Annotated in this window: 12 protein-coding genes and 1 other RNA gene; 9 read left to right on the top strand and 4 right to left on the bottom strand. The window is 67.9% G+C overall.

The window, feature by feature from the left end; genetic code table 11:
* Window positions 1-37: 37 nt before the first annotated feature.
* The 3 genes from BA022_RS06675 to BA022_RS06665 form a co-directional block, all read right to left on the bottom strand.
* Complete coding sequence (locus BA022_RS06675; protein ID WP_228403734.1) at window positions 38-673, bottom strand: hypothetical protein; 636 nt, start codon at window positions 671-673, stop codon at window positions 38-40.
* 275 nt (window positions 674-948) lie between these two features.
* Window positions 949-1,045, bottom strand: an RNA gene (gene ffs, locus BA022_RS06670) — signal recognition particle sRNA small type.
* 41 nt (window positions 1,046-1,086) lie between these two features.
* Entirely contained in the window at window positions 1,087-1,350 is a 264-nt protein-coding gene (locus BA022_RS06665; protein WP_088886964.1) for a hypothetical protein, read from the bottom strand.
* Window positions 1,351-1,396: 46 nt separating this feature from the next.
* Here BA022_RS06665 and dnaX point away from each other — a divergent pair, with 46 nt between their 5' ends.
* The 4 genes from dnaX (at window position 1,397) to BA022_RS06645 (ending at window position 5,019) form a co-directional block, all read left to right on the top strand.
* Complete coding sequence (dnaX, locus tag BA022_RS06660) at window positions 1,397-3,436, top strand: DNA polymerase III subunit gamma/tau (protein WP_088886963.1); 2,040 nt, start codon at window positions 1,397-1,399, stop codon at window positions 3,434-3,436.
* A gap of 29 nt (window positions 3,437-3,465) precedes the next feature.
* Window positions 3,466-3,798 (top strand): YbaB/EbfC family nucleoid-associated protein, encoded by a 333-nt coding sequence (locus tag BA022_RS06655; protein ID WP_011805555.1) that lies wholly within the window; start codon window positions 3,466-3,468, stop codon window positions 3,796-3,798.
* A gap of 158 nt (window positions 3,799-3,956) precedes the next feature.
* The gene (gene recR, locus BA022_RS06650) at window positions 3,957-4,547 is read left to right on the top strand and encodes a recombination mediator RecR (RefSeq protein WP_015913090.1); all 591 of its coding nucleotides are present in this window, start codon (window positions 3,957-3,959) and stop codon (window positions 4,545-4,547) included.
* A 64-nt stretch (window positions 4,548-4,611) separates the two neighbouring features.
* Window positions 4,612-5,019 carry an MAPEG family protein gene (locus BA022_RS06645; protein WP_011805553.1) on the top strand — a complete coding sequence of 136 codons (408 nt, stop codon included), beginning with the start codon at window positions 4,612-4,614 and terminating at the stop codon, window positions 5,017-5,019.
* Between the two features lie 9 nt (window positions 5,020-5,028).
* Here the strand turns inward: BA022_RS06645 and BA022_RS06640 are convergent, their stop codons facing one another.
* Window positions 5,029-6,231, bottom strand: coding sequence for an MFS transporter (locus tag BA022_RS06640; RefSeq protein ID WP_088886962.1), 1,203 nt, complete (start codon window positions 6,229-6,231; stop codon window positions 5,029-5,031).
* A 576-nt stretch (window positions 6,232-6,807) separates the two neighbouring features.
* On the opposite strand from BA022_RS06640, the gene BA022_RS06635 reads away from it, so the two are divergent.
* The 5 genes from BA022_RS06635 (at window position 6,808) to BA022_RS06615 (ending at window position 11,491) form a co-directional block, all read left to right on the top strand.
* The gene (locus BA022_RS06635; RefSeq protein ID WP_088886961.1) at window positions 6,808-7,854 is read left to right on the top strand and encodes a methionine ABC transporter ATP-binding protein; all 1,047 of its coding nucleotides are present in this window, start codon (window positions 6,808-6,810) and stop codon (window positions 7,852-7,854) included.
* A gap of 10 nt (window positions 7,855-7,864) precedes the next feature.
* Window positions 7,865-8,530, top strand: coding sequence for a methionine ABC transporter permease (locus BA022_RS06630; RefSeq protein ID WP_011805550.1), 666 nt, complete (start codon window positions 7,865-7,867; stop codon window positions 8,528-8,530).
* A 162-nt stretch (window positions 8,531-8,692) separates the two neighbouring features.
* The gene (locus BA022_RS06625) at window positions 8,693-9,799 is read left to right on the top strand and encodes a DUF6817 domain-containing protein (RefSeq protein ID WP_088886960.1); all 1,107 of its coding nucleotides are present in this window, start codon (window positions 8,693-8,695) and stop codon (window positions 9,797-9,799) included.
* A gap of 185 nt (window positions 9,800-9,984) precedes the next feature.
* Window positions 9,985-10,785, top strand: coding sequence for a MetQ/NlpA family ABC transporter substrate-binding protein (locus BA022_RS06620; protein WP_088886959.1), 801 nt, complete (start codon window positions 9,985-9,987; stop codon window positions 10,783-10,785).
* A 154-nt stretch (window positions 10,786-10,939) separates the two neighbouring features.
* Window positions 10,940-11,491 (top strand): NADPH-dependent FMN reductase, encoded by a 552-nt coding sequence (locus BA022_RS06615; RefSeq protein WP_011805547.1) that lies wholly within the window; start codon window positions 10,940-10,942, stop codon window positions 11,489-11,491.
* Window positions 11,492-11,548 lie beyond the last annotated feature (57 nt).

The following is an 11,548-nucleotide window of genomic DNA, read 5'->3' as shown; positions in this document are numbered from 1 at the left end:
GGTCGGCGTCAACCCAGAGCGTTGCATGAGCGCGCGGTCAAAACTTCGCGCGGTAATACACCATGGGCCCGCCGCGGCGGGCGCGCAGCACCAGCCGCGCATCGCCTTGCAACTGCACGCCGATGGCGCCCAGCTCGGGGACCAGACCGCGCGTGCGCGATGCGGACCATTGCACCTCCAGACGGGTGCCAAAGTTGCTGCCCTGGTCGCGACCCCAGATCATGCCCATGGCGTCGTGCAGGCCCGTGTGCGGGTGGGTGCGGGCCCAGGCCTGCAGGTCCAGCCGTACGCGCGGCTGCAACTGTGATCGCCAGCGCAGACCCAGGTCGTAAGCCAGCGGGGTGCCTGGCGGGTAGGCAGGGCTGACGGATCCTGCGCGGGCCGCGCCGTCCGACGGAACCACCACGCCCAGCGTCAGCCCCAGGCGGGAAGCTTGCAGCGGCGTGAGCCAACGGGTGATGTCCGTGTACTGAACGCTGTTGCCGAATGCTGTGCGCGGAAGATCGCTGCCGTTCAGGTCGGGGTAGGTGGCGGTGTTCTGCGTGAAGGCGGCGGAAGAAGGCTCATCCTGAGCCTCTCGCAATGCGGCCGCAGCGCCGTCTGCCAGGCTCTCATCGCCCCGGGCGGGAAATGCCGCGCACAGGCACAGCAGGCACACAATGCCCCAATCCATGGCCGGCCGTGGCAGCGGCCGGAGCAGATGACTTGCAAGCAGCGCGGACATGGCAGACAGCATGGCGGCACGGGACAGCAAGAAAGTGGATCGGTGGCGAGAACTCCTGGTGCGCAGTATGGACCGCGGGCACATGCTTGTCGCGATCGCCGTGCTTGTGTCGCTGTAGGACGGAGCTGACGCATGCCGTTCATGTGCAGGCAACGCCGCAACCGCCCGATGAAACGCAAAGCGCTCAGGCGACGCAAAAAAAAGAAGGGGAAAGGAAAGAAGAAGGTGACGAGCCTTACCCCCGGCACTGGCTCCACAGTTAGGGCTGCTTGGTTCCCCACCTGACCCGGTTGGCCGCTTCACCATGCGGGGAGGCCCGTCGCCTGTGATTGTACGACGAACCACGCTCTGCCCGTGGCCCGTCAGAACTTTGCCCGGTAGTACAGCATGGGGCCGCCGCGCCGGACGCGCAGCAGCAAGCGTGAGTCGCCCTCCAGTTGCACGCCGATGGCGCCAAACTCGGGCGTGCTGGGCAGCGAGTAACCGTCTGGCTCGGGGTAGTCACGCGCACGCAGATCCAGGGCCGCAGGTAGGGCTTGCTGCTGCGTCGGCGGATCGGCAGCGGCGGTGTCTTGGGAACCCTCCTGTGCTTGCGTTGGTGGCTGCAGGCATAGACACAGTAGCAAGCGGCTTAGGCGCTGCGTGTCTGGCCCGCACATAGAATCACGCCCCATGTCCTATCTTGTGCTCGCCCGCAAATACCGTCCCAAGACCTTCTCTGAGATGGTGGGGCAGGAGCACGTGGTGCAGGCGCTCTCCAACGCGCTCACGCAGCAGCGGCTGCACCACGCCTACCTGTTCACCGGCACGCGCGGCGTGGGCAAAACCACGGTCTCGCGCATCCTGGCCAAGTCGCTCAATTGCCAGGGTCCGGACGGCCAAGGCGGCATCACTGCCACGCCCTGCGGCGTGTGCCCGGCCTGTACCGACATCGACAGCGGCCGGTTTCCTGACTACACCGAGCTGGATGCCGCCTCCAACCGCGGCGTGGACGAGGTGCAGGGGCTGCTGGAGCAGGCCGTCTACAAGCCGGTGCAAGGGCGCTTCAAGGTCTTCATGATCGACGAAGTGCACATGCTCACGAACACGGCGTTCAACGCCATGCTCAAGACGCTGGAGGAGCCGCCGGAATACCTCAAGTTCGTGCTGGCCACCACCGATCCACAGAAGGTGCCGGTCACGGTGCTCTCGCGCTGCCTGCAGTTCAACCTGCGGCCCATGGCGCCCGAGACGGTGCTGGAGCACCTCACCCGCGTGCTCGCCGCCGAGAACGTGCCCGCCGAGCCGCAGGCCCTGCGGCTGCTGGCCCGCGCAGCGCGCGGTTCCATGCGCGACGCGCTCAGCCTGACCGACCAGGCGATTGCCTTCGGCAGCGGCCAATTGCAGGAAGCCGCTGTGCGCCAGATGCTGGGCAGCGTGGACCGCAGCCATGTGTTCCGTCTGATCGACGCGCTGGCGCAGGGCGATGGCCGCACGGTGGTCGAGACGGCGGACACCCTGCGCATCAACGGCCTGTCCGCCGCCTCCACGCTGGAGGACATGAGCGCCGTGCTGCAGCGCATGGCCGTGCTGCAGGCCGTTCCGCAGATGGCTGCGGCCGCGGACGCCAGCGACCCTGAGGCGGCAGAGGTTGCGCGCCTGTCTGCCGCCCTGCCGGCCGACGAGACGCAGCTGCTGTACAGCATCTGCCTGCACGGCCGCGCCGATCTGGGTCTGGCGCCCGATGAATATGCCGCGCTGACCATGGTGCTGCTGCGCCTGTTGGCGTTCAAGCCGGCGGCTTCGGAAGGCGGCGCGGCTGCCTCGGCGGAAAAAAAAACTCTGACGCGGCCTGAAGCCGCAGCGCCGTCGGCCCATGCGCCGGCCGATACCCCGGTAGTCCAGGCACCGCAGGCTGTGTCGGCCGCCGCGGACCGGGCTCCTGCACCGCCGCCGGTGTCGGTGCACCCGGCTCCTATCGCGGCGCCCGCGATGGACTGCGCGACTGCCGCGCCCACCCGGCCCGCCGCATCGGCAGCGCCCACGCGGGCGCAAGCCACGCCGGACGATGTGAACCAGGCCGTGCAGGACGCGTTGGACGCGGGCGACCGCGAATCGCCCCCGTGGGAAGCCGGCGACGCGGCCCAGGCGCCCGTACGGGCCGCAGCGCCTGTGCGTCTGCCCGTACGCTCCCCTGAGGATCTAAGGCAAAAAACACCTCTAGCGCCCGCCCATACAGCGCAAGCAGCTCCTGAAACGGTAGCAATACCCGTGCGTACCGCGCCGGAACCCGGCGCGCGCCTGCAGCCCCTGCCATCGGCGGCCCCGGCACCCGCGCGGCTGGTGCGCACGGAGGAGGGCGATGTCTGGCATGCCACCGTGCAGCAGCTCATTGCCCAGGAGGCCATCACCGCCCTGGTGCGCGAACTGGCGCTGCAGTCGCAACTGGTGGCGCGTGACCCGGACCATTGGCTGCTGCGCGTGGAGCGGGAGTCGCTCAACCAGCCCACGGCGCGCGAGCGCCTGCGCGCAGCGCTGGAGGCCGCGGGCCATGCGCGCCAGATCAGCGTGGAGGTGGGTGTGGTGATCGACAGCCCCGCGCGCCGCAACGCGCACGCCGCGGCCGAACGCCAGCGCGTTGCCGAGGAGATCGTCCACAACGACCCCTACGTGCAGCAACTGATGCGTGATTTCGGGGCGAAAATCGTGCCGGGCAGCATCAAGCCTGCATAACCATTTTTGAAACGCAAAGGAAACCATCCATGTTCAACAAGGGACAGCTCGCCGGCCTCATGAAGCAGGCCCAGGCCATGCAGGACAACCTGAAGAAGGCCCAGGACGATCTGGCCAACATCGAGGTCGAAGGCGAATCCGGCGCCGGCCTGGTGAAGGTGCTGATGACCTGCAAGCACGACGTCAAGCGCGTGACCATCGACCCCAGCCTGCTGGCCGACGACAAGGACATGCTGGAAGACCTGGTGGCCGCCGCTTTCAACGCCGCGGTGCGCAAGGCCGAGGAAACCTCGGCGGAGAAGATGGCCAAGATCACGGCCGGCATGCCAGGCCTTCCCGGCGGCATGAAATTCCCCTTCTGAGGGCAGGCTACTGCGCGCCGGCCATGCGTCGTGGGGCGGTGCTCGCAATCCTCACGTACTAGGCAAGTACGTTCCGGTTGCTGTGCTCCGTCCGCCTCGCCTGGCAGGCGCTCGCTACGCCCTTGGGGGCGGCGTGTGCACTCCGAAATCCATTCTTCATGTCCGACACCAGCTCCCTTGACGCACTGATCCAGGCCCTGCGGCGCCTGCCCGGTGTGGGCGTGAAGTCGGCGCAGCGCATGGCGTTCCATCTGCTGCAGCATGACCGCGCCGGAGCGCAGATGCTGTCGCAGGCGCTGGCGCAGGCGGCAACGCAGGTACGCCATTGCGAGCGCTGCCACACCTTCACCGAGGGCGCGGTGTGCGAGACCTGCCTGGACCCGGCGCGCGACGCCACCCGCCTGTGCGTGGTGGAGACGCCCGCCGACCAGGCCGCGATGGAGCGCACCGCGGCGTTCAAGGGGCTGTACTTCGTGCTCATGGGGCGGCTGTCGCCGCTGGATGGGGTGGGGCCGCGCGACATCGGTGTGCACAACCTGCTGGAGCGCGCCAGCGACGGCGTGGTGCAGGAGGTGATCCTGGCCACCAGCTTCACGGCCGAGGGAGAGGCCACGGCCCACGCGATCGGCGAGGCGCTCAAGCGCCGCGGCGTGCACGTCACGCGCCTGGCGCGGGGCGTGCCCGTGGGCAGCGAGCTGGAATACGTGGACCTGGGCACCATCGCTCATGCGCTGGCGGATCGGCGCTGAATATCAAAAACAATAGCTGCTAGCGCTTGTTGGATAAGCGCTGGAGGCCAAAAACACTGCAAAAATGAACACAACAATGCATGTGGCCCGCTTCACCGTGGCCTACTGGTGCGTGCTGATTGCGGCGCTGCTGCCCATGGCTTGCGCGCTGCTGGCCAAGCGGGGGGGCTTTCGCGGCAGCGACAACCACGACCCGCGTGCGTGGCTGGCGCGCCAGACCGGCTGGCGCGCCCGTGCCAATGCGGCGCAGGCCAACAGCTTCGAGGCGCTGCCGTTCTTCATCGGCGCGGTCATCATCGCGCACCAGTTGGGCGCGCCGCAGATGATGCTGGACCTGCTGGCCTTCCTGTTCGTGATGCTGCGCGTGTCCTACATCACCATGTACGTGGGCGACATGCCCACGGCGCGCAGCCTCGTGTGGGGCGCGGGACTGCTGGTCAACATCGCCATCCTGCTGATCGGCTGGCGCTGACACCAGCGGTTAAAGGTGCTGCTGCGGCACGGGGATCTCCGCGGTGCGCATGCCCAGCGCGGTGACCACGGCGCTCAGCAGGGCCATGGCGCCGCAGAACACCAGCAAGCCGCGGTTCAGACCCACGTGGTCCGATAGCCAGCCCATGCCCAGGATGGGCACGATGGTGCCCAGGTATCCCACGATCAGGTAGGACGACAGCAGGCCGCCGCGCTCTTCGGGCGTGGTGAGCTTGGCCACCACGCCCATGCCCGCCACATTGGCCAGCCCATGGCCGAAGGCCGTGGCGATCACCGCCGCGCCAAACACCAGCGTGGCGCCGGTGAGCGTGGCGCCGGTGAGCGTGGTCGCCATGAGCAGCAGGTTGCACAGCACCAGCGCGCAGCCGCTGGCCAGGGCCACGCGCTTGGTGCGCCAGTTGCGCACCATGAACTGGAACGCGGACGACAGGAACAGGATCATCGCGATCGACAGTCCGCTCACGGCCGGCCCATGCCAGGGCACGATCTCCTGCATGAAGCTGGGCGCGAGCGATGAGTACAGGCTGAACATGCCGAAGGCGCTGAAGGCGCCCATGCTCGCCAGCCAGAACTGGCGCCGGCGCAGGCGTGGCGGCGGTGTGAGCCGCGGCATCCACTGCGCGATCACGCCGCGCCAGGTGCCGGGCGGCAGGGCATCGTCCCGCGTTCCCCCTGTGGGCAGCCCGCGCAGTTGGTGCAGCGCATACACCGCCAGCAGGCCCATGGCCGCCGTGGGCACGTAGGCGGTGACCAGCGGGTGGGGCACCCACTGGGCCATCAAGCCGCCCACGAGCGGCCCCAGGCCGAAGCCCAGCGTCATCGCCACGGTGGTCAGTGCGGCCGTGCGCCGTGGATCACGCCCGGGGCGGGCCTGCACCATGCCGATGGAGGCCGAGGTGGTGATCATTCCCGACGCCAGCCCGATCATGAGCCGCGCCAGCATGAAGACGGGCACATTCCACGCCAGGGCTGACAGGACCACGCCCGCGGTCATCAGCGCGAGGCCCGTGCGCAGGATGGCCAGGAAGCCGTGGCGCTGCGTGAGCCGCCCCAGAAACAGCAGGCTGGTGAGCGCGCCGAACATGTACACCACGAAGAGATGCGTGATGTCGCTGGGCTTGAGCCCCCAGGCCTGCTGGTAGAGCGGGTACAGCGGGCTGGCCAGCGCCGTGCCCATGACGCCGACGCACATGGCATAGCCAATCCAAACAACGGGAGACCAGGAGCGTTCTTGCATAGGTGGAGGGAGAAAGCCCGCGCGGTGCGGCGCGGCGGCGACGGGGAGCCGGCAGCGGGGCGTGTCGGGAACGGTGAATGGTACGGTGGGCGAGGGGCCCCATGCAGGCCGCCGGCGCTAGACCCCACGCGCCACGCAGCCGTGGATAGGTGGCGCGCCATACGCTTGTGCTGTCGGTGGTAGGCGAGTCTTGCGCATCGCTGGGCGGGCTGGCACCGGTTGCCATTCGCCCTGGCCGGACGGCTGCAGTTGCGCGTGCTCCTTCCCCAGGCGCAGGCGCACGCCGGCCGGGGATTTGCCCCGTCACCTAAAATCGCCCCTGTGCTCCGCTACTGCGTGGCACTGCCGCCCGACAGGGGCAGCGCCCGGCTCGCTGAAGCACGCCTCATAACGGGGCCGTCTTATGTGCCTACTTTTTGTTCGTTGGGTTTTTCATAACGAACAATTACATTCACCCGCTGTTCTGATCTTCACCCGCCGCGGCTGGCCATCCCTGAGAGGGCAGCCTGCGCGCGCTTTGCATTGCATTTCATGATTGACCTTCGGGGTATCACCCAGATCTACCCGGGCCCGCAGGGCCCCGTCGAAGCCCTGCGCGGCATCGACCTGCATGTCACGCCGGGCGAGGTGTTCGGCATCATCGGCCGTTCGGGCGCGGGCAAGAGTTCGCTGGTCCGCGTCATCAACCTGCTCAACCGCCCCACGTCGGGACAGGTGATGGTGGCGGGGCGCGACATGACCCAACTGTCCGACGCCGACCTGCGCGCCGCGCGCCGCGAGATCGGCATGGTGTTCCAGCACTTCAACCTGCTGTCGTCGCGCACGGTGTTCGACAACGCCGCGCTGCCGCTGGAGCTGGCGGGCATGCCGCGGGCCGAGATCAAGAAGCGCATCGACCCGCTGCTGGACCTGGTAGGCCTGGCGCACCTGGCCGACCGCTACCCGGCCCAGATCTCGGGCGGGCAAAAGCAGCGCGTGGGTATTGCGCGCGCGCTGGCCAGCAACCCGAAGGTGCTGCTGTCCGACGAGGCCACCAGCGCGCTGGACCCCGAGACAACCCGTTCCATCCTGGACCTGCTGCGCCAGGTGAACCGCGAAATGGGCGTGACGGTGGTGCTGATCACGCACCAGATGCAGGTCATCAAGCAGATTGCCGACCGTGTGGCCGTGATCGACGCGGGCCGCATCGTGGAGATGGGCCCGGTGGTCGACGTGTTCACCCGCCCGCAGCAGGACATCACCAAGAGCCTGATCGACGAGATCGTGCCCCAGGAGCTGCCCGCCGGGGTGCTGGCGCGCGTGCGCAGCCTGGCCGCGCGGCTGGAGCCGGGCGCGAGCGGCCAGCTGTTGCGCCTGTCGTATGCGGGCGAGCATGCCTACGAGCCGATCCTGTCGCACCTGATCCGCGAGCTGGGACTGGACCTGTCCATCCTGCATGGCCAGATCGACGAGATCCAGGACCAGACCTTCGGTTCGCTGGCGGTGTACGCCAGCGGCAACATGGCGCGCATCGGCGCGGCCATCGACTATCTGCGTGCCAACGGCGTGGTGGTGCGCACCGTGGAAGTGACAGGCTGAGGGGCGGGCGATGTTCGAGAACTTTTCTGAAATGATGCTGGAGCTGTTCGTCACCTCGCTGTGGGAGACGATCATCATGGTCGGCGTGTCCGGCATCGTTGGCGGCTTGGTGGGCATACCGCTGGGTGTGTTCTTGCGCCTCACGGATGCGGGCGGCGTGCTGGAGAACGGCCCCGCCAACAAGATCGTGGGCTGGATCGTGAATGCCGTGCGCTCCACGCCGTTCATCATCCTGCTGGTGGCCATCATCCCGTTCACGCGCTTCATCACCGGATCGTCCATCGGCACCTGGGCGGCCGTGGTGCCGCTGACCATCGCCGCGGCGCCGTTCGTGGCGCGGCTGGTGGAGACGGCGCTGCGCGAGGTCGACAACGGCCTGGTGGAGGCCGCGCAGTCCATGGGCGCCACCACCGGCCAGATCGTGTGGAAGGTGCTGCTGCCCGAGGCCCTGCCGGGCATCGTGGCGGGCCTGACCATCAGCTTCGTGAGCCTCACGGGCTACTCGGCCATGGCCGGGGCCATCGGCGGCGGCGGGCTGGGCGACCTGGGCATCCGCTACGGCTACCAGCGCTTCCTGCCCGACATCATGCTGGCCGTGGTGGTCATCCTGATCTTCTTCGTGCAGGCCATCCAGAGCCTGGGTGACTGGGCCGTGCGCCGCCTGTCGCACCGCTGATGCAGGACAGGGGCGCACACACGGGATGTGTAAGCTCCTGATTTGATAGCTTTTGGCGCTTGTGCAGCGGGCGCTGCGGGCTGTTTTGACAGAAGACCTGCGTGTGCGGGCGGCTTGGCCGATACTCGATGGCAAAGCCACTACCACGAAGGAGACCCCGCCATGTCCGCACTGCCCGCCTTTGCGCCACCGGATGACGCGCTGTTCCAGCGCGCCCAGTCCCTGCTGGACGATGAATGGCTGGCCCACGATGCCGATCTGGCTCCCGTGCTGCCCATGGTGCTGGCGCGCGGTGTGGGGCAAGACTGGCACAAGGCCGGAACCTTCCGCCATCACCTGGTGGGCGTGGCCCGGTCGCTGGCGCTGTGGGGCCAGCCCCGGGACGTGCGTCTGCTCGGGCTGCTGCACAGCGTGTACGGCAATGCCTTCGTCGACCTGGTGAAGTTCGACGCAGCCAGCGAGCGCGGCCGCCTGCAGGCGCTGGTGGGCGAGAGCGCCGAGCACCTGGTGTACCTGTTCTGCACCATGAGCCGCGCGCAGTTCGTGCAAAAGGTGCTGGCCGGCGAGCTGCAGGCCGACGGCTCGCTGGTCGTGGAGAAGAATGGCCCCGCACCGCGCCAGACCGTGCACCTCGCACCCTACGAGGTGGCGGCTTTCACCATCGTCAGCATGGCCGACACGATCGAGCAGTGGTTCAGCTGGCAGGACGACATCTACTCGCGCTTTCCCGCCGTCGATCCTTCGCGCCCACAGGCCGTGCACTGGGCAGCGTCGCTGTGGCCCGGACCCATGCGCCCCACGTCCCGCATGGTCAGCCAGATCGCGGCGCTGGGCCTGGCGTTGCAGCACCCCGGGCTGCGCGGGCAGTTGCCGCTGCCGCCCGTGTTCGACCACTGCAGCCAGGGCCTGACAGCGCAGGACGAGGCGGCCGCCACGGCCCTGTATTGGTCGGTGATCCAGTTGGCGCAGCCGCTGGTGGACCTGGACGGCGCCACGGCCACGCTGGAGCAGGCCGTGCGCCTGAACCCCTGGGTGGGCGAGCCGCAGATGGTGCTGGCACAGCTGTACCTGTCGGCCGGCCGCGCGCACGACGCGGCGTGCGCCGCACGCGGGGCGCTGCAGGCCTTCAGCGCCTGGGGCAATGCCTGGGACAAGCGCGTGCAGTGGGACGCCTGGATCGCCTGGACGCGCATCCTGCTGCAGTCGGCCGAGGAGGGCGGCTGGCCCGCGCGGTTGGACAAGCTCAACAACGTGGCGCTCAAGGGCTGACGGGGCGCCGCCGCGGCCTTCCCGGGGCGGTGGAGAATGCGCGGCCTTTCACCTTCGCACGTGCTCTGCTGTCCGGGTGCTCTTCATGTGTGCGGGTTCTTTGGATATGGAAAAGTAATCGTTCGGAGGGCGCGCCGCAGGGGCTACGATGCCGGCTCTCCCTGTAACGGTATGAAAGGTTTCCCGTGATTTCCAAGCGCTCCCTGCTCCAATCGACCCTGGCCCTGGCAATGGCCGCCGGCCTCTCGGGCCACGCCCTGGCGCAGGACAAGCCGCTGAAGATCGGCGTGACGGCGGGCCCGCACGCGCAGATCTTCGAGCAGGTCAAAAAAGTGGCCGAACAGCAGGGCCTGAAGATCCAGGTGGTGGAGTTCAGCGACTATGTGCAGCCCAACGCGGCCCTGGCCGCCGGCGACCTGGACGCCAACAGCTACCAGCACAAGCCCTACCTGGATGCGCAGATCAAGGACCGTGGCTACAAGTTCGCCGTGGCGGCCAGCACCGTCAACTTCCCCATCGGCCTGTATTCCAAGAAGGTCAAGAAGCTGGCCGACCTGAAGGAAGGCGCGCGCTTCGGCATTCCCAACGACCCCACCAACGGCGGCCGCGTGCTGCTGCTGCTGCAGGCGCAGGGCCTCATCAAGCTCAAGGACGGCGCAGGCCTGAAGGCCACGCCGCTGGACGTGGTGGGCAACCCGAAGAAGCTCAAGTTCGTGGAGCTGGACGCCGCGCAGCTGCCGCGCTCGCTGGACGACCTGGACGCCTCGGCCATCAACACCAACTTCGCCATCTCCGCCGGCCTGAACCCCAAGACCGATTCCATCGCGCAGGAAAGCCCGGACGGCCCCTACGTCAACCTGCTCGTGGTGCGTGAGGCCGACAAGAACAAGCCCTGGGTGGCGCAACTGGTCAAGGCCTACCAGAGCGAGGAGATCCGCCGCTTCATCGAAACGCAATTCAAGGGCTCGGTGCTGGCAGGCTGGTGATGGCGCGCGGCGGTGGGCCTCGACGGGCCCCGGCCCCGGTGCCGTGACCGCCGCTTGTCTGACAGCAGCGTTCCGCGACGGCCCGTAAGATGGTCCGGCCGCCCGCCACGGCGATGGCGCTGCGCGGCGCCTACCTCTGCCAGAAAGGGTCCGTATGAGCCACTACCGCATTGCCGTCGTCGTCGGCAGCCTTCGCAAGGATTCGTTCAACCGCAAGCTGGCCCATGCGCTGGCGCGCATGGCGCCCGCGGACTGCGAATTCCACCAGGTGCGCATCGACGACCTGCCGCTGTACAACCAGGATGACGACGGCCAGCAGGCCGAGTCCGTGCAACGACTCAAGAAGGAGATCGCCGGGTCGCAGGGCGTGCTGTTCGTCACGGCGGAATACAACCGCTCCATCCCCGGCGTGCTCAAGAACGCCCTCGACAACGCATCGCGCCCCTATGGCCAGAGCGCCTGGGCGGGCAAGCCCGCGGGTGTGATCGGCGTTTCCATCGGCGCCATGGGCACGGCGATGGCGCAGCAGCATCTGCGCAATGTGCTGGCCTACCTGGACATGCCCACACTGGGCCAGCCCGAGGCATTCATCCATGCCAAGGACGGCCTGTTCAACGAAGACGGCACCATCGGCGAGGGCAGCAAGGACTTCTTGCAGCGCTGGATGGACCGGTACATCGCCTGGGTCAAGCGCCACAACGGCTGACAGTTGCTATCGATAGATAGCTGTTTGCGCTTGACTATCAAGGGTTAGAGCCCATTT

This window comes from Diaphorobacter nitroreducens, assembly GCF_002214645.1.
Classification (GTDB): domain Bacteria; phylum Pseudomonadota; class Gammaproteobacteria; order Burkholderiales; family Burkholderiaceae_C; genus Diaphorobacter; species Diaphorobacter nitroreducens.
Note: the sequence above shows the minus strand (reverse complement) of the source record. Positions and strands in the feature narration are given on the sequence as shown.